Annotated in this window: 16 protein-coding genes and 1 pseudogene; 8 read left to right on the forward strand and 9 right to left on the reverse strand. The window is 69.1% G+C overall.

Going from position 1 to position 18150, the window contains the following annotated elements; translation table 11 throughout:
- Positions 1-81: 81 nt before the first annotated feature.
- The 4 genes and pseudogenes from MSZK_RS13200 to MSZK_RS13215 form a co-directional block, all read right to left on the reverse strand.
- Positions 82-1395 (reverse strand): annotated as a pseudogene (locus tag MSZK_RS13200) (CHAT domain-containing protein); the annotation flags it as partial.
- Entirely contained in the window at positions 1392-3071 is a 1680-nt protein-coding gene (locus MSZK_RS13205; RefSeq protein ID WP_199203317.1) for a hypothetical protein, read from the reverse strand. The gene MSZK_RS13205 and the pseudogene MSZK_RS13200, both read right to left, overlap by 4 nt.
- Before the next feature lie 100 nt (positions 3072-3171).
- Positions 3172-3669 (reverse strand): lipoprotein LpqH, encoded by a 498-nt coding sequence (locus tag MSZK_RS13210; protein ID WP_099248483.1) that lies wholly within the window; start codon positions 3667-3669, stop codon positions 3172-3174.
- Positions 3670-3830: 161 nt separating this feature from the next.
- Entirely contained in the window at positions 3831-5093 is a 1263-nt protein-coding gene (locus MSZK_RS13215; RefSeq protein ID WP_099248485.1) for an amidohydrolase family protein, read from the reverse strand.
- Positions 5094-5118: 25 nt separating this feature from the next.
- On the opposite strand from MSZK_RS13215, the gene MSZK_RS13220 reads away from it, so the two are divergent.
- A complete protein-coding gene (locus MSZK_RS13220; protein ID WP_099248507.1) occupies positions 5119-5979 on the forward strand; it encodes a helix-turn-helix transcriptional regulator in 861 nt (286 codons plus the stop codon).
- Positions 5980-6191: 212 nt separating this feature from the next.
- Here MSZK_RS13220 and MSZK_RS13225 read toward each other — a convergent pair whose 3' ends face one another.
- On the reverse strand, positions 6192-6863 hold the full coding sequence (locus tag MSZK_RS13225) for a hypothetical protein (RefSeq protein WP_099248487.1): 672 nt from the start codon (positions 6861-6863) through the stop codon (positions 6192-6194).
- Between the two features lie 226 nt (positions 6864-7089).
- On the opposite strand from MSZK_RS13225, the gene MSZK_RS13230 reads away from it, so the two are divergent.
- The 4 genes from MSZK_RS13230 to MSZK_RS13245 are packed head-to-tail and all read left to right on the forward strand — an operon-like array spanning position 7090 to position 10822.
- On the forward strand, positions 7090-7542 hold the full coding sequence (locus tag MSZK_RS13230) for a hypothetical protein (RefSeq protein ID WP_099248489.1): 453 nt from the start codon (positions 7090-7092) through the stop codon (positions 7540-7542).
- Positions 7543-7593: 51 nt separating this feature from the next.
- Complete coding sequence (locus MSZK_RS13235; protein ID WP_099248491.1) at positions 7594-9063, forward strand: amidase; 1470 nt, start codon at positions 7594-7596, stop codon at positions 9061-9063.
- A 57-nt stretch (positions 9064-9120) separates the two neighbouring features.
- Positions 9121-10035 carry an alpha/beta fold hydrolase gene (locus MSZK_RS13240; RefSeq protein WP_099248493.1) on the forward strand — a complete coding sequence of 305 codons (915 nt, stop codon included), beginning with the start codon at positions 9121-9123 and terminating at the stop codon, positions 10033-10035.
- Positions 10019-10822, forward strand: coding sequence for a M15 family metallopeptidase (locus MSZK_RS13245; protein WP_233211282.1), 804 nt, complete (start codon positions 10019-10021; stop codon positions 10820-10822). Before MSZK_RS13240 ends, MSZK_RS13245 begins: the two co-directional genes overlap by 17 nt.
- Positions 10823-10873: 51 nt before the next feature.
- Here MSZK_RS13245 and MSZK_RS13250 read toward each other — a convergent pair whose 3' ends face one another.
- Together MSZK_RS13250 and MSZK_RS13255 are read right to left on the reverse strand one after the other, a co-directional pair.
- The gene (locus MSZK_RS13250) at positions 10874-11401 is read right to left on the reverse strand and encodes a hypothetical protein (RefSeq protein WP_099248511.1); all 528 of its coding nucleotides are present in this window, start codon (positions 11399-11401) and stop codon (positions 10874-10876) included.
- 57 nt (positions 11402-11458) lie between these two features.
- Positions 11459-11689 carry a hypothetical protein gene (locus MSZK_RS13255; protein ID WP_099248495.1) on the reverse strand — a complete coding sequence of 77 codons (231 nt, stop codon included), beginning with the start codon at positions 11687-11689 and terminating at the stop codon, positions 11459-11461.
- Between the two features lie 245 nt (positions 11690-11934).
- Here MSZK_RS13255 and MSZK_RS13260 point away from each other — a divergent pair, with 245 nt between their 5' ends.
- Entirely contained in the window at positions 11935-12177 is a 243-nt protein-coding gene (locus tag MSZK_RS13260; RefSeq protein ID WP_099248497.1) for a hypothetical protein, read from the forward strand.
- On the opposite strand, the gene MSZK_RS13265 is transcribed toward MSZK_RS13260, so the two are convergent.
- Complete coding sequence (locus tag MSZK_RS13265; protein ID WP_099248499.1) at positions 12174-13442, reverse strand: competence/damage-inducible protein A; 1269 nt, start codon at positions 13440-13442, stop codon at positions 12174-12176. The genes MSZK_RS13260 and MSZK_RS13265 overlap by 4 nt on opposite strands.
- Before the next feature lie 58 nt (positions 13443-13500).
- Positions 13501-14166, reverse strand: coding sequence for a GNAT family N-acetyltransferase (locus MSZK_RS13270; protein WP_099248501.1), 666 nt, complete (start codon positions 14164-14166; stop codon positions 13501-13503).
- A gap of 222 nt (positions 14167-14388) precedes the next feature.
- Here MSZK_RS13270 and MSZK_RS13275 point away from each other — a divergent pair, with 222 nt between their 5' ends.
- Both MSZK_RS13275 and MSZK_RS13280 read left to right on the forward strand, forming a co-directional pair.
- Positions 14389-17142, forward strand: coding sequence for a sugar-binding domain-containing protein (locus tag MSZK_RS13275; RefSeq protein ID WP_371411334.1), 2754 nt, complete (start codon positions 14389-14391; stop codon positions 17140-17142).
- Positions 17143-17230: 88 nt separating this feature from the next.
- The gene (locus tag MSZK_RS13280) at positions 17231-18106 is read left to right on the forward strand and encodes a DMT family transporter (protein WP_099248503.1); all 876 of its coding nucleotides are present in this window, start codon (positions 17231-17233) and stop codon (positions 18104-18106) included.
- The last annotated feature ends 44 nt before the right edge of the window (positions 18107-18150 follow it).

The following is an 18150-nucleotide window of genomic DNA, read 5'->3' on the forward strand; positions in this document are numbered from 1 at the left end:
ATCACCACCGACCCCACACCGGCATCGGCGGAATGACACCAATCGAGCGCCTACGCGTTCACAACCTACCCGTGAAGAACAGCTAGCGCCCGCGTCGCCATCGCGCCACCGCCGCATCTGGGCCCGCTGCCAGCGGTTCAGGCTCAACACCGCGTCGTCGGCCTCGTGTGCATCGTCCACGGCGACGACGACCTCGGCCATCGGATCCTCGAGCCGGGCGGTGAACCGTCGGTATCCCGCGGTGGTGGGTAGCGACCACAGCGTGGCGGTCACCAGTTCGCTGCCGCAGAGCACCATCGCCGCGACCAGGCCGGTCGCCTCGTCGAACTGATAGTCGCCGCCCGAGCCGCAGGCCAGCAGAGCCACCCGGGGCGGTGCCGGCAGGTGGGCGGCCATCAGATCCGAGGCCAGCAGCGGGCGGTGATCCCCCACCGGTTCGGCGGCGCCGTCGGCTGCGGATGTACAGGCCAGATGCAGGGCGGCGCGGTCGGCATAGCCGTGGGCCCGATCGGCCGCGCTGGCGTGGCCGACGAACAGCAGCCGGCTCGGTGCCTGGTCCAACTGCGCGGCGAGCCAGCCGCGGTCGGCGTCACTACGCCGGAACAGTTCCACCGCGGCGCCGACCTCGGGCAGCACCGGCCGGCGCGCCCGCAGCCCGTCGAAATGGCGGGCCAGGGGGCTCTCGCTGGACGGCCGACCCAGCACCGAGCCCAGCGGTGAATCCGGTCGCTGGCCGGGAACGCGCGGATCGACCACCAAAAGCGCTGGGCCGGTGCTTCTTTCGCGCCAGCATGCGGGGGTTCGGGTGGCGTGGACGATGTTCGGCGGCACCGCCATCACCACGTCGACCATCTCCATGAGCCGCAATCCGCTGGTGACGCTGTCGATATCGGCCAGCTGCCACGGGATGTTCGCCGCCCTGGTCCCCTTGAAAGTGACCGCCGCGGTGCGGGCGGCGATCAGCTCCTCGGGGGTGGGGCCGGTCAGCGGCACCGCCACCAACCCCCATGGGATACGCGCCAGCCGAGCGCTCGGCGAGATGAACAGCACTGGCCGCGGGTGGTCGGCACCCGCCTGCCGGGTGGTGTCGCTCGCCTCTGCCAGCAGTTGCCAGGCCGGCCCGGCGATCAACAGCACGCCCAGGATGTAGGCGAGGGTCAATTCGCCCTGCGACGTAGCGAACGGGCCCCGGGTCAGCGCGCGGTCGAGCGCTTCGGCGAGGGTTTCCCCGCCGCTGGGGTCGGGCAACGCGCCCTGCAGTTCCTCCAGCGCCGCCAGCACGATCGGCTCGTGCACCACCCAGGTCACCGTGCGGTCGGGTGCCCCGACCACACGCAGGCTGGCGTACGTCGCCACCCCGACGTCGGCGAACCGCAGCACCAGGGCGGTGCTCATGGCCACGTCGACCAGGCCGGGCCGCCGGAGGTGACGGCCTGGCCGTACCGGTTCTGCGCCAGCTGCCGGTAGCGCGCCAGGATGGGGCTGCCGCCGGGATCCATCTGCAGGGGTGGCAGCGGGCCCAGCGTGGTCAGGGTCAGGGCGTCGACCGAGTATCCGCCTGCGGCCAGCGCCTCCTCGTCGAGGGTTTCCACCGGGGCCGTCACCGTGGCCGGGGCATCCCAGCCGCCGGATTCACCGCGCGGCTCGTGCGCGAACGTGCCTCGCGCGCAGTGATATTCAATGAGCTCGCTGAGCAGGGTGTCGTTCTCCCACTCCCAGGCCACCGAGAAGGCGCCGGCCAGCATCCGCGCCGACACCTGGGAGGCCCAGCGCCAGCGGGCGTCGGCGTCGGTCATCGCATAGCGCACGGAATCGACCGCCAGTGCAGCGGGAATCTTGAGTTCGGCTGCCCGCTCGAGCTTCTCGCGGGCACTTCGGTGCCGCGGGCTTCCCGGATCGAACCGCGTGACCCCCCTGGAGGCCACCTGGCGTTCCTTGTTCGCCTGCCAGCTGTCGGACGGATTGCCGATACCGTCGAAGTTCAGATCGGCCAGCGCGTCGGCCCGCCAGATCGAGCCGAGATGATCGTCGAGGCGGGCGTATTGCAACCAGTTCGACCGCGACCAGCCGTCGAGGAACCCGCGCGCCTCGGCCACCTGATCCACCGCGTCGGAGAAGCGGCCACGGAACACCGAGATCCAGCTGCGCTGCAACAGGATTCGATGGATGAACAGCGGACGGCCCAGCTCCCGCCACTGCGTCTCGGCATGTCCCCAGGATTCGTCGGCCTCTTTCAGCCAGCCGAACCCGAGCCGGGTCAGCCCGAAGTACAGCCAGCACCGCGCGACGTCGTGGGCCCGGGAGTGTTCGGCGATCACCGGATACGCGGAGCCGACCAGGCGTTCGGTGGACTCGTGGTCGCCCCGGATCCATGCGGCGGCGGCGGTCTCGAGTTCGGCTCGGGCCCAATACAATCCCCAACCGCGGCGCTGCGCGCGGGCGCCCGCCCGCTGCAACCACTGCTCGCCTTCGGCCAGCCGTCCGGTCTCGACGCAGAATCGGCCATAGGCGATACCGGCTGCCACCAGCAGCTGGTCGGCGTCGTCGCCGTCACCGGCGAGTCCCTCGACGAGCGGAATGAGGTCCTGCCACAGCGCCGCCGCGGGCACGTGCAGGTCGTCGTCGCCCAGCGCCGTCGCGCACAGCACACCGGCCAGGTTCGCCAGCTGGTGCTGACCGGTCTGCAGGTCGGGAAACCGATTGCCGGCCTCGTCGTCGCGCAGCCCGGCGAGCTCGCGCGCGGCGTCTTCGTGCTCGCCGGCAGCAGCGGCCAGGCCGGTGCGCAGGAAGCGGGCTCGCAGGCCGTAGCGGGCGCGCAGCCGGTCGGTCTCGGTTCCCGGGGGCAGCTGGGCGAGGCAGTCGGTCATCCGCTGCAGGCATTCGCGGGTGCCGTCGTATGCCGTTCGGGTGAGGTAGATCTCGCCGAGCTGGGCGAATACCTCGAGGGCCAGGTCGTCGCGGCCGTCGCGTTCGATCTGCGGCATGAGTGACAGCAGGAGATCCTTGGCCTTCTCCTCCTGGGCGGCCAGGGCCAGCTGGCGAGCCTGCCGCAGCCCACCGTCGATCGACACGGCTGGATCATAATTCGGCGGCGGCCGGCTGCAGAGATAACGACGAGACGGCGGACGTGTCCGACACGTCCGCCGCCCCTCGCCCGGGCTACTGGCCACCTCAGCTGCAGGTGACGGTGATTTCGAACTTCTTGTTGACCATGCCGGCCATCGGGTTCTTCATGTCGGCGCCCGCGGCCTCACCCGTGATCGTGTAGGTGTTCCCATCCACCTTCACGTCCGCAGATCCGGTTTTCATACCCATGTTGTCGCTCACCGCGAGTGCGTTGCCATCGACGACCATCCCCAGGGACTGCACCTTCGGCGGCTGGCCGTCGGTCATGACCACACCGAGACCCTGCTGACCACCGATCGCCCCGCTGGCGATGTTGATCGTGCCGCCCTGCTTCACGCACGTCACCGTGCTCACGTCCAGGCCCGGCAGGTCGTTTCCCTCGACCTTGACCGATGTCTTCCCGCCGGAGGCGACCACGGCGCTCGTCGGCGCGGAGCCCGTCGCCGAACTGGTGGCCTTGCTGCCGCTGTTGTTGTCGGAGCACGCCATCAGCAGCATGCTGGCGCCGATCACGCCGACACCGACCGCGAGGATTCGCTTCACCTGTGTTCCCTTCGTCCGCGCGGCGCCTCGGTGGCGCCGTCACGAGACAAGTACAGGCGGCGGCGGTGGCTACCGATCCCAAACTTTGTGCGTCGAGATCGACGTAAGGGCGAGGATCACTCGCACTTTCGCGGCGAATCGTCGGTTTCGGCGACCCGCGCTCAGGCTTTGGCGAACTGTTTCTCGTCGTAGCGCCGCGCCCATTCCGCGCGCGAGCGGATCGAAATGTCGACGTCGGTGGCTTTGGCCCGCAATGCCTTGACGGTCGCGTCAGCGCGCGCGGTACGGGCGAACGGGTCCCAGCTGAAGAACCGGGCGGAGTTCTGCCAGGTGATCTTGTCGATATCGGAGTCCGAGGCACCCGCGGCGTTCAGCTCGGCCAGTACCTTCTCCGGCGCATCGGGCCAGAAGCAGTCCGAGTGCGGGTAGTCGCACTCCCAGGCGATGATGTCGATACCGATCTCGTGGCGCAGCTTCAGCGAGGTCTTGTCGGTGACATAGCAGGCCAGCGAGTGATCGCGGAACACATCGCTGGGCAGCTGATCACCGAAGTCGCGGCGCAGCCACTTCTGGTTGGTGTAGTGCCGGTCGCAGCGATCCAGATAGAACGGGATCCAGCCGATACCGCCCTCGGAGAACGCGAACTTCAGGTCCGGGTAGTTGCGCATCGCCGGTCCCCACAACAGGTCCTGGGCGCACATCGCCGACACCTGGGTGGCCAGGATGATCAGGTTGTCGATCGGCGCGTCGGGCGCCATGCTGATCGCCCCGAACCCGGTGCCGATGTGCAGGCACATCACCACGTTCTCCTCGGACAGTGTCCGGAACACCGGACCCCAGTAGTCCTCGTCGTGATAGCTGGGCAGGCCCTCCAGATGCGGCAGCTCGGGCATGGTGACCGCCCGGCAGCCCTTGGCCGCGACCCGGCGGATCTCGGCGCACATCCCCTCTGGCGTCCACGTCGGCAGGATCGCGATCGGGATGAACCGATCCGGGTAGGCGCCGGCCCACTCGTCGATGTGCCAGTCGTTGTAGGCCGACACCATCACCAGCGTGACGTCCTCGCGGGTCATGTTCAGGTGCCGGGCCGAGAAGCCGGTGAACGTCGGGAAGCACATCGAGGCCAGGATCCCGTTGCGGTTCATGTCGCGGACCCGCTCGTGGACGTCGTACACGCCCGGGCGCATCTCGGCGAAGCCGGCGGGGTCGCGGCCCCATTCCTCGGCCGGCCACGAGACCACCGCGTTGAGGCCGCTGACACCCTGCGGGCGGCCCTGGTACATCCATTGATCGACGCCGCGCGCATCGGTGACGACGATCGGCGCCTCGGCCCGGTACTTCGCCGGGACGTGGCGCAGGAACATATCGGGGGGCTCGACCACGTGGTCGTCGATGCTGACCAGGATCAGGTCGTCGACATTCATGGGCTCAGTTGTACCCTCGATCTTCGTGACCGTCTCCGCACAATCGGCCAGAGACTTGGCTCAACCGGCCAAAGTTTCTTCGCGTGCGCGACCGGCGGCCATCGGCCAGGTGGAGCTGCGCCGGGGTGGGCCGGTGCTGGCCGGCAGTTACCTCTACGAGGGCGACCTGCTGGTCACCGGCTGGCACTTCCACGACGTACACCAGATCGAGTACGCGATCGGCGGGGTGGTCGAGGTCGAGACGGCCGCCGCGCACTACCTGCTGCCCCCTCAGCAGGCGGCCTGGATACCGGCCGGTCTGGAGCACCAGGCGACCATGAACGCGTCGGTCAAGACGCTGGCAGTGATGTTCGATCCGGAACTGGTGCCCGCGGCCGGCGACCGGGCCCGCATCCTGGCGGTCTCCCCGCTGATCCGGGAGATGATGCTGTACGCGCTGCGCTGGCCGATCTATCGGGCCGGCGGTGACGACAGCTCGGACCCGTTTTTCCGCACGCTGGCCAATCTGGTCGTCGAGGCGCTGGATCACGAAGCGCCACTGAGTCTTCCGAGTTCCGATGACCCGGTGGTCGCCGCCGCGATGGCCTACACCAAGGAACACCTGCAATCGGTGAGCCTGCCAGAGGTGTGCCGCGCTGTGGCCGTCTCCGAACGCACACTGCGCCGACAGTTCCAGACCGAAGCCGAGATGTCCTGGCGCACCTACCTGCTGCACGCGCGGATGCTGCGGGCGATGGCGCTGCTGGCCGCCCCCGGCCAGGGTGTCCAGCAGACCGCGACCGCGGTCGGTTTCGACAGTGTGGGCTCGTTCACCCGGGCGTTCAGTCAGTTCTGCGGGGAAACCCCGTCGTCATACCGACGGCGGGTCACCGGCGCCGGCGTGTGAGATGACCGCGCGCCGGCGGCTGCGCTCATGCCAGCGCAGGCGCAGCAACAGCAGCCCGCGGTGCGCCTCGAACCCCAGCGACAACGGATGGCGCCAGGGCCCCGGTCGTGTTCGCCGTGTTGGTGTCACGATTCCACTGTGCCAGCCTGCCGACTCCGGGCGCAGCGACGCGCGCCCGGATGTGCGGCTCGTCACCTGAAGTTCGTTGTCCGTCAAGAATCCTCGCCGACTCCGGTAATCGCGGCGATCAGGGTGTCAGGTTCGCCGCCGATGGCCTCTTTGACCTCCTGGCCGGCCCGCTTCGCCGACGCGTTGACGTCGCCGCGGGCGGCGGCCGCGGTGGCCCGCACCTCGTCGAGTTGGTGGCCGAGCCCGGCCCGCACATCGTCACCCGCGGTGGCGGCGGATGCCACCGCGAAGGCCCCGTCGAGGGCCGAACCGGCCACCGTGCCCTGCGCCGAGGCCAGCGAGGCCGCCACCTCTCCGGCATAGCCAAGGACCGCCACCGGCAGGGTGGCCTGATGGCCGACGTAGCTGGTGACGGCCGCCCGCAACCGGCCACCGGCCTCGCCCAGCACGTCGTGCACACCCGCGCCGGTGCGCTCCCAAGCCGCCGCGATGGTCTCGCCGTTGCGGATGGCGCCGGCGAAGGTGGCCGGTGCGTGCGCCACCGCGGTGGTGACATCGGTTGCAGCATCGATCAATTGGCCGCCCAACGCCTGGTTGACGGCAATCTGACGCTCGAGGATCTGGCGCAGGACAATGGTCGTCTGCGATTCCTGCTCGTCGTTCCCCGTGGTCTCGCCGGGCATCAGCTCTTCGTCGAGCTCATCGACGATCACCGCGGAGGTCACGGTGTCGGACTCGGTCGTGGTTTCAGACATGGGCCCAGTCAACTCGCGCCGACCGACGCGACGATATCGGCCAAGTGACCAGTGCGACGCCGGGAGGCGAAGAGAAAGCAGCGTCGCGCTGTGCGTCGACCGGACGGCTACCAGGCTTGCGCCAGCATTCGTCCAGGTAGTTACCAGAAAGTGGTCCTATCCTCAGTTTTCGCGTCCCGGCGACTGTGACGCTGCATGTCGGAACCAGCGGTGGAGGACGATCGCTATGACCACTCTTGTCCGGCTCGGACTCGGGGCCCTGGCCCTGGGTGCGGTGTCGCTCACGTTCGGAACGGCTGTCGCGCAGGCTGACGACTACGCCGGGCAGTCCTACTCGGATGCCTCCTCGGCCATCAGCGGTGCCGGCGAAAAGGCCGTGATCGCCACCTCGGTCGGCGACGCGGTCAGCCAGGCCGACTGTGTGGTGACGCATTCACAGAAGGCGCCGTGGCTCAAGGGTGACAACTTCTCCCCGGTCACCGACACCGTGCTGCTCTACCTCAACTGCAATGCCAAGCTCGCCACAGCAGGCAAGTCCGGCAACTCGCTGGCCAGCCCCGAGGGCGCGGCGGAGAAGGTCGCCGAGGACGAGCAGGCCGCCAAGGACGCCGCCGCCGCCCAGCAGGCCGCCGCCCAGCAGAACGAGGCCACCCAGCTGGTTGCCCCCGGCGGCGACTGACAATCCGCCCCGGGTTGCCGCTGTGGCGCCCGACGGCGAGGATCGCTGACAATGGACGCCAACTTCGCCGCCGAGCTTGCCGACCTCGATGCGCTCGGACAAGCCGCGCTGGCCGCGGCGGGAGAGCTGACGGCCGTCGAGCTGCTCGACGCCGCGATCATCAGGACCGAAGCCGCCCGTGGTCTCAATGCGGTGATCACCGATCTGTTCGAGCGCGGCCGGGAGCAGGCCGCCGAACTCGACCGGTCCGCAACGCTGCGAACCGGCGGCGCCGGCCCGCTGGCGGGAGTTCCGTTCCTGCTCAAGGATCTTGGCGCCTCATTGGCCGGCGCCCGCGAAGCGATGGGCTCCCGGGCCCTGCGTGAGCATGTCGCCACCCAGACCGCATGGATCGTCGAGCGGTACCTGGCGGCCGGGCTGGTGGTGTTCGGCAAGACCAACACGCCCGAGTGGGGCAACCACTGCACCACCGAGCCGTCCCTGTTCGGCCGCACGGCCAACCCGTGGTCGCCGGACATCACCCCCGGTGGCTCCAGCGGCGGGTCGGCCGCGGCGGTGGCCGCCGGCGTCGTACCGGCCGCCTCCGGCGGCGACGGCACCGGTTCGATCCGGGTGCCCGCCGCCTGCTGCGGACTGGTCGGGCTCAAACCGCGGCGGGCGCGCACCTCGTTCGCGCCGTCCGGACACCTGCTGGAGGGCCTGGCCGTCGAGCACGCACTGACGCGCACCGTCCGCGACAGCGCTGCCCTGCTCGATGCGGTGACCGGCGGCGCACCCGGCGACCCCTACAACGCCCCGGCGCCGGGCGAACCGTTCCTCAGCGCGATCCGGAAGCCGCCGCCGCGGCAGCGGATCCTGATCGCCACCGGCTCGCCGTTCCCGGGGCCGGCGACCGACCCGCAGGTGGCCGCCGCCGTCTCGATCACCGGGCAGACCCTGGAATCCATCGGCCACCAGATCGAGCCGGGGGCACCGGAATTCGACTCCGACGCCGTCGCCGACGCGATCGCGGTGCTGCACAACGTCAGTAATGTCCAGCTGTACGAGTTGGCCAAGGCGCACCTTGGCCGTGACCCTCGCGAGGACGAGTTCGAGCCCAGCAGTTGGGTGATGATGCGGGAAGGCTTCACCACGTCCGGTGTCGACTACGCAAACGCCATCGACACCATCCACGCCCAGACCAGACGTTTCGTCGCGGGGATGGCCGCCCACGACGTCCTCCTGGTTCCGACCCTGCTGGCGCCGCCGCCACACTTCGGTGTCCTGGATCAACCTCGCGGCACCACCCGGGCGTTCTTCGACGTCGAGTTCGCCCACACCGGGTGGACGACCATGGCCAACGTGACCGGCTGGGCGGCGATCTCCCTTCCGCTGGCCGCCACCGGCGACGGCCTGCCGATCGGAGTGCAGTTGATGGCGCCCGACGAAACGGTCCTGCTGCAGTTGGCTGCGCAGCTCGAAGAGGCGAGTCCGTGGGCGCAGCGCCGGCCGCCGGGCTGGGCGGGCGCACCAGCGTCCTGAGCGATCGGCCTTGGGCGAACCGGACAGGCGCCATCGGCCGCGTGACACACTGTGCCCATGGTTGTGTCTATCGCTCGCCCCAAGCTGGAGGGCAATATCGCTGTCGGGGAAGGCCGCCAGATCGGCTTCGCCGAATTCGGCAGCGCCCAGGGGCGGGCGGTCTTCTGGCTGCACGGCACCCCCGGGGCCAGACGCCAGATACCGATGGAAGCCCGGGTGTTCGCCGAGCAGAACGACATCCGGCTCATCGGGGTCGACCGGCCGGGCATCGGGGCGTCCACCCCGTTCCAGTACGAGAACGTGCTGGCCTTCGCCAAGGACCTGGCGACCATCGCCGACACCCTCGGCGTCGAGAAGATGGCCGTCGTCGGGTTGTCCGGCGGCGGCCCGTACACCCTGGCCTGCGCGACCGCGATGCCCGAGCGGATCGTGGCTGCCGGTGTGCTCGGCGGCGTGGCGCCGACCGTCGGCCCGGATGCCATTGGCGGCGGCCTGATGAAACTGGGCACCGCCGCCGCACCCATCATCGAGGTCGCCGGTGCCCCGCTGCGGATGGCCGCCGTCGGCCTGATCCGGTTGATCAGGCCGGTGGCCGAACCCGCCCTCTACATCTACGCCGGCATCTCGCCGGAGGGCGACCGCAAGATGCTGGTCCGCCCCGAGTTCAAGGCGATGTTCCTCGACGACCTGCTCAACGGCAGCCGCAAACAACTGGCGGCACCGTTCGCCGACATCGTGGTGTTCGCCCGGGACTGGGGATTCCGGCTCGACGAGGTCAAGGTGCCGGTCCGGTGGTGGCACGGCGATCGCGACCACATCGTGCCGTTCGCCCACGGCCGGCATGTCGTGGCCCGACTGCCCGATGCCGAACTCTACGAGCTGCCCGGTGAGAGCCATCTCGCCGGCCTGGGCCGCGCCGAGGACATTCTGCGCACCATGCTCGAACTCTGGGACCGTGACGAAAAGTCGTGACCGGGCTTTGATTCGCCGGTTCGTGACGGCCGCGGCCGTCGTCATCGTCGCGCCTGCCCCTGCTCCCGGTGCCTGGGCCGACGCCGCCGCCCCCGGGGACTTCGTGGCGCTGGCCGACGTCGATTCCTCGATCCTGCAGGACATCCGATACGCCACCGACCACAACTTCATCGGCAGCCCGGTCGACGGCTACCCCAGCCCGATGTGCATCCTCACCCGTCAAGCGGCCGACGGCCTGCGGCGCGCGCAGCAGGATTTTCTCGAGCGGGGCTTCACCCTCAAGGTCTACGACTGCTACCGGCCGCAGCGGGCGGTCGATGAATTCGTCTCGTGGGCAGGCGATCTGGGCGATCAGCGGATGAAGAACGAGTTCTATCCGCGGGTCGACAAAGCTGAGCTGTTCGACGACGGATACATCGCCCGGCAGTCGGGGCACAGCCGCGGCGCGACGGTGGACCTCACCTTGGTGGCGCTGCCCGCGACGCCGACGCCACCATATGTGACGGGCCAGCCGCTGGTCGATTGCACTGCGCCGCAACAGCTCCGGTTCAGCGACAACTCGATCGACATGGGCACCGGCTACGACTGCTTCGACACCCTGGCCAACACGTCCGACCCGCGCATCACCGGCGATCAGGCCAAGAACCGGCTGCTGCTCGAGGAGGGCCTGGCGCGATACGGGTTCGTCAACTACGACAAAGAGTGGTGGCACTACACCTATCGGCCCGAGCCGTACCCGGACACCTACTTCGACTTCCCCGTCGACGAGACGTCAGTGCCGCACTGACCCGCGCCGCGCGGGGGTTGTTCCGGCGCGGCGCGGGTGGCGGTGTCGCAGCTAGGTGCCCAGCTGGCTCTTGATCAGGGCGTCCTGCTGCTGGCCGAATTCGGTGACCAGATCGGCGGGGACCGGGTCCCCGGCCGGGCCGGAGAATTCCAGCGCCGAGGCCGCGTTGCCCTCGGTGAAGTACAGCACGCTCAGCGAGCGGGTGCCGTCCGGAGACATCCCGGTGATCAGCTGTCCGTTCGTCCCGACCGGAACCGACACGGACTTCGAGTTGGTCACCGGGGTTGCGGCCTGCGCCGAGCTGATCGCCCCGGCCGCGGCGCCGGGGTCGGCCAGCACCCATACCGTGTCGGTGATGGTGCGTCCGTCGCGGTGGGTGTACACGGTCATCGCGCCGGGCTGGCCACCCGGATTCAGTGTCGGCGGACCGGCGGTGTAGGCCAGTGAATCGGTCACCACGTTGGGATCGATGAGCAAAACGGTGTAGTCACCGGGATCGGCCGCTGCCAGGCCGGCGCCGAGCGACATACCTGCCGACAGCAGGGCGGCGGTCAGACCGCCGATATGGCGAGATTTCATCACGAAGTCTTCCGTTCGGGAATGGGTTGTTGGCGGGTCAGTCGTCGCGACACGAGATCAGCAGGGGTAGCAGCCCCAGCCGCGCCATCCGTCGCGCCAGAAAAAGCCTGCGCCACAGCCCATATTGCCGGTTCCGCCCTGGCAATCCAGCGCCGTGATGATCGGCACAGAACTATTCTGTGTCGACGGTGTGGCATTGTTTGTCGATGCTGCGTTCGCAGTGACCGCTCCGGCCAGCGAGCCGGCAATCATGCTTGCGGTGGCAATTCCCAAGATGAATTTTCGCATGAATGCTCTCCCCCAATTTGGGTCGCACTGAATGGGACTTTTCTACGTTACGGCAGGTCATCCCCACAAAGCGGGAATTCGGACGGATTGTTCACCGAAGATTCCGGCAATGCCCAATTCCTCCACCGCCGAGGGCCACAAGTCCCTGTCGTCCCGGTGATGCTTCGAGGGAAGCTGTCGTACAACGAAAAGACCGCGGGCGCGCCGACGGTCAGCGCGGCGCACCACCATCGAAAGGTCCAGTCATGAATGACGCTCTCGCCGAACGGAATTACGCCTGGCGGATGATCCGCACCGCGCGGCGCTCCCAGGCCGGCGCCGTGCACGCCGACGGCGCCGACATCGTGACCGTACTCAATGAGGCCCTCGACGCCGGGTTGGGTCGGGCCGAGATCATTGTCGAACTCGCCGATCTGGGGGCGCGGATGTTCGCCCTGTGCACCCCCGCCGAGGCGCTGGACCGCGAAGGCGAGGCCCGCCCGGCCTAGGCGGGCAATCCCATCAGCGTGCGCCGTAGCAGGTGCATGGCCACCGTGGTGGATCGCTCGCGGACATCGGCGCGGTTGCCGGGCAGCCGCAGCGACCGGCTGACGGTCGTACCGTCGGCCAGTCGCACGCAAAACCACACCGTCCCCACCGGTTTGGTCTCCGTCGCGCCGCCGGGCCCCGCAATGCCGGTGATCGCGACGGCGGTGTCGGCCCCGAATCGGCGCAGTGCACCGGCGGCCATCGCCTCGGCCACTTCCTGCGACACCGCACCGTGGGCGTCGATCAGTGCCGAATCGACGCCGAGCACGTCGATCTTGGCGTCATTCGCATAGGCCACCACCGCGCCGGCGACATACGCCGACGAGCCGGGCTGGTCGGTGAGGCGGGCCGCCAGCAGCCCCGCGGTGCACGACTCGGCGGTCGCGATGCGCCGGCCCGCCAGCAGCCGGGCGACCTGGTCGTCGACTGTCGAACCGTCTTCGGAGAACACCATGTCGCCGTGGCGGGCCCGCACCAACTCCATCAGCTGCTGATAGGCCGCCGCGCTGTCCGGCTCGTAGCGGGTGACCATCTCCACCTCGCCGCGGCGCAGACACGTGGTGATCTCCAGACCGGCGAAGCCGGGAATGCTCTCGGCGGCGCGCAGGGTGTCGGCCAGTCCGGATTCGGCGAGGCCGAACATCCGCACGGTGTCCTGGCGGTAGACGGTCCGGCCCGCGATGGCGTGCGCGACGGCGTCGTCGGCCATCGCGGCGGGCCACATCGCCTGCAGTTCGCGCGGCGGCCCAGGGAGCACCAGCACCGTCGGGCTGCCAGGCACGACCACACCGGGCGCGGTCCCGACCGGGTCCAGCACGTGAGCGTCCACCGGCACCATCGCCTGCTTGCGGTTGGCCGCGCGGACGGCGTCGAAGTCGACACCGGTGAAGCGGGCCATCAGGTTCTTCAGGATCGCCGCAATCCTGGCCTCCAGCTCGGCGTCCAGCACCAGCTCGCGACCGCAGAACCGGGCCACGATCTCGACGGTCATGTCGTCGGCGGTCGGGCCCAGGCCGCCGGTCGTGACGATCAGATCGACCCCCTCGGCGGCCAGGAACCGCAACTGGGCCTCGATGTCGGCGGCGCGGTCGCCGCAGATCGTGATGTGGGCCAGTTCCACGCCCAGCTCCAGCAGCCGGTCGGCCACCCAGGGGCCGTTGAGATCGGCCACGCGTCCGGTCAGCACCTCGGTGCCGGTGATCACGATTCCCGCGCGCACGCTCATACCGTGCGAGATTACGCAGCGTCCGGCGCGGGTTCGGGAGCCAGCCCGGGGGCCAGGGTCAGCGCGGCGCCGCGCCCGGCGTCCGGACCACGAGCGGCACCGCGGGGAACGCCGCCGCCATCTCGGTGCGCGACTTGCGCAGGGCCGAGGTGCCGTAGCCCTTCTTGCGGTGGTCGGGGTGAATCCAGATCCGGACGTTGACCTCGCCACCGACCAGTTCGCCGAACACCATTCCGACCTTCTGGTCACCGTCGACGGCGACGAACCAGGCCGCTTCTTCGGCGCTCAACCGATTACGGGCCGAACGGATTTCGTCGTCCAGGTCCCCGGCGGGGGCTCCCGAGCCGTCGCCGGCGGCACCGATCTCCTGGGTCCGGGTGGCGAAGATGTCGCGGTCGGACTCGTCGGAGAACGGCCGCAGCTGCAGGCTCTCGTCGGAGCTGGCGGGCCGCTCCCCCAGGGTGAACGACAACTGGCTGTTGAGGTCGTTGAGTTCGGCGGCGATCCGGGCCCGGGAATCCTTGGTCACCTGGTCGAAGGACAGTCCCAGGACGGCTTCGCTGCCGCGGCGGGAGGTGCCGAGCAGCGCGCTGACGGCATCCACCGCGGCGGCCCGGTCTTCGGAGTCGACGATGACGTCGAGAACGTCGTGGCGGCGCTCGAGGGCGTTCAGCAGAGCGTCGGCAATCTCGCGGCGGGCGGCGGCGCGGTCGTGGTCGGTCATGGCGTAAGCCTAGATCGGCAACCCGTGTTCGGCGGCGTCCGCGCAAAGTCCACCGCCCAAGGTGTGCCGATCACCGCCGCAGTGCGCATCATGGGGGTGGCCGGGTGCCGCGCTGACAGATGCGGCGTGCGCCGGACCGCTCTGCCAAGATGAACGCGCGACAGATGATCGGTTGCGCCGGGATGTCCTGTCGCAGATCTCGACACGAGGAGTTCAGGCACGGTGGCGAAGACCTTCGGGATGATCTTCGTCGTCGCGCTCCTGCTGGCGTGTGCGGGTGACCTGAGGGTGTTCGGCGGCCCGCCGCCACACCCCGCGCAGGACATCGAACTGTCCGACGGCTGGCGGCTCACCTCGGCGCAGGGTCTGCCCGACGACGGTGCGGCGATCTCGACGAACGGCTACGACGCCGCGGCGTGGCACCCGGTGCGCCGGATGCCGGCCACCGTCCTGCAGATCCTGCAGGACGACGGGGTCTACCCGAACCTCTACTACGGCAAGAACCTGCTCGACGAGGTCCCGCAGGACCTCTACGAGCAGGACTGGTGGTATCGGACCACGTTCACCGCCCCCGACGACTACCCGAACTATGTTCTGGATTTCCCGGGCATCAACTACCGCGCCGAGATCTGGCTCAACGGCCGCCGCGTCGCCGACCGCACCCAGGTGGTCGGCATGTACAACGCCCACGAACTCGACGTCACCCGCTGGATCGTGCCGGGCCGGCCCAACACGCTGGCGGTCAGGGTGATCCCGGAGCGCGCCATCCAGGACGTCACCGGCGTCGAGCTGGCCGACAGCTGGTACGACTGGATCAACTGGCGCTATCTGGGCTACCAAGGGCCCGACAAGAATCCGGCGAACGGCAATTCCTTTGTGCCCGATCGCAACGCCGGGATCTGGAAACCGGTGTATCTGCGGACCTCCGGTCCGGTGTCGATCGGCGAGGCCACGGTGAACACCGCGCTGCCGCTGCCCGACACCACCAGCGCGCGGCTGACGGTCTATGCGCCGCTGCGCAACTACTCGGCAGACCGGGTGCGCGGCGTGCTGCGGGCCACCATCACCCGGGACGGCAAGACGCCCATCCACGTCGACGAGCCGGTGTCGCTGGCGCCCGGCGAGCAGCGTGAGGTCACCTTGAGCCCGGATCGGTTTGCCGCGCTGGTGGTCGAGCACCCCGACCTGTGGTGGCCGTACACGATGGGCCGGCCCGATCTGTACAACCTGAAGCTGGAGTTCGTACAGAACGGCACACCCAGCGAGGTGTCCAGCCTCAAGTTCGGCATCCGCACGATCACCCAGGGCCGCGACTCCGACGACTCGTTCGCCGAACTGGGCACCGGTGGCAATTTCTACCTGCAGGTCAACGGAAAGAACTTCCTGGTCCGCGGCGCCACCTACACACCCGACCTGCTCTACAAGTACGACCCCGACCGCGACGCTGCGATCCTGCACTACGTCAAGGACCTCGGGCTGAACATGCTGCGGCTGGAGTCCAAGATCTCCTCACAGCGGTTCGTCGAGATGGCCGACGAACTCGGGATCCCGCTGATGTACGGCTGGATGTGCTGCAACCAGTGGGAGAAGTGGCAGCAGTGGGACGACGAGGACCGTCGGGTGTCCCAGGAGAGCATGCGCTCGCAGATCGCGATGCTGCGCTCGCACCCCGCGGTATTCGTGTGGGCCAACGCCAGTGACGGTCGCCCGCCGGACGCGGTGCTCAGCGAGTACCACCAGATCTTGTCCGACCTGCACTGGCAGAACGCCACCGTCGACACGGTGTCGGCGCTGAACCGGGACGCCGACGGCCGACAGCTGTGGGACGGCATCCAGATGGCCGGGCCCTACACCTGGCGCCCGCCGTCCTATTGGTTCAGCGGGCGCTACGGGGCGGCCCGCGGGTCGTCGGCCGAACAGGGCGACAACGAGCACATCCCGCCCTTTGCGAGCCTGCAGAAGTTCATCCCGCCGGACAAACTGTGGCCGATCAACGACACCTGGTTCTTCCACGCCGGGTCCGATCCGCAGAACTCGCGGCTGACCAACGTCCAGCGTGTCATCGACCGCCGCTACGGCCGGTCGACCAACGCGCGCATGTTCGCCGACAAGGCCCAGCTGGCCCACTACGAGGCCACCCGCGCGCAGTTCGAGTCCTTCGCCGCCAACGGCTGGGACCGGCACAAGATGACGATCTACTGGATGCTCAACAGCCACTGGCCGTCGTTCTTCGGCAACATCTTCGACTACTACCTGCGCCCCGGCGGTGCCTACTACGGCGCCAAGAAGGGGCTGGCCCCGCTGTCGGTGGTGTTCGACTCCTACGCGACCGGCAACCACCGCCAGGCCAAGGTGAGCGTGGTCAATCAGACCCCCGATTCCCGGGAGAACCTGCGGGTGCGGGTGCGCACCTACGACCTGCGTGGTGTCCTGCGCGACGACCGGGCCGCCGACGACATCAGCGTGGACCCGGGCGGCGCGGTCCAGGCGATGACCTTGCCGCCCGGACCGGCCGACTCACCCGTGTTCTTCGTGCGCTGCGAGCTGCTCGACGACTCCGGGCAGGTGCTCGCCACCAATGTGTACTGGCAATCCCGGCAGGTCGACGACGTCGGCCCACCGGCCAACGACGCGGCGTTCAACGCCAATCAGGTCAGCTGGGCCGACATGACCGCGCTCAACACGATGCGCAAGGTCGCGCTGGACGTCACCGCCACCGGCGGTCAGAACGCCCGCGAAGTGGACATCAGCCTGCACAACCCGACGGGTCAGATCGCCTTCTTCGAGCGGGCCGAACTGCTGTCGAGCCCGCTGGCCGACGAGATCCTGCCGATCCAGTACGACGACAACTACGTGACGGTGTTCCCGGGCGAGACCGTTCGGATCAAGGGCACCGTGCCCGAGTCGGGCCCCGCCCCGAACTGGGTCAGGGTCAGCGGATACAACAGCACACCGGTCGTCGTGCAGATCCGCTGACGACAGGTGCGCGCGGCTCATCATCGGTCCGCGTGCCCTACATTCGGTTCTAGCGTCGACGCCCACGACAAACCCGAAGGGACGGAACTTGCTGCAGCACGCCCTCGTTGTGGCAGCCGCCCTTGCCGCCGCGGTGTTCGCCGCCGTCGGCATCGTGGTGCGCCAGCGGGCCACCATGGACGTCCCCCGCGACCAGGGGGTGAGCACCGTGATGGTGTCCACCCTGCTGCGCCGGCGGCTGTGGTGGGCCGGCACGGCCGCCGCGGTGACGGGTTACGGATTCCAGGCCGTGGCGCTGGCCTACGGCTCGCTGCTGCTGGTGGCTCCACTGATGGTGTCGGCGCTGTTGTTCGCTCTGCCGCTGAGCGCCCGGCTCGCCCACCGGCGAGTCACCCGCGGCGAGTGGGGTTGGGCGGTGCTGCTGACGGTGGCCCTGGCGGTGTTCGTCGCGCTGGCCCGCACCAAGCCCGGTGACTACGAGGGCACGGGACTGCCGGCGGTGATCGTGGCCGGAATCAGCCTGCTGTTCGTGGTCGGCTGCCTGCTGGTCGCGGTGCGGCTGTCGGACTGGCGGCGTGCGATCCTGCTGGCGGTCGGCGTCGGCGTGCTGTTCGGCGTGGTGGCGGTGCTGACCAAGCTGGTGATGCACATCGTCCGGGAAGGCAGCGTGCTGCGCCTGCTGACCACACCGGTGCTCTACGTCGTCATCATCGTCGGCGTGGTGGCCACCCTGCTGCAGCAGTCGGCCTTCCACGCCGGGTCACTGCGCACGTCGGTCCCGGCGATGCTGGTGCTCGAACCGGTGGTCGCCGTGCTGCTCGGCGAGGTGGTGCTCGGCGAGCACCTGGCGGTCAGCACGCCGGCCGCGGTGGTGCTGGCGATTGCGGTGGGCGCGATGGCCGCCGCGACGATCGCACTCGGGGTCCCGGCAGTAATGGCGCAAAAAACAACGAGGTTCGCGTAGCGCCTGGTCCGGGTAGACGGACGAGTCGTTGTTGGTGGCCGCTA

The organism is Mycobacterium sp. shizuoka-1 (assembly GCF_002723835.1).
Taxonomy (GTDB): domain Bacteria; phylum Actinomycetota; class Actinomycetes; order Mycobacteriales; family Mycobacteriaceae; genus Mycobacterium.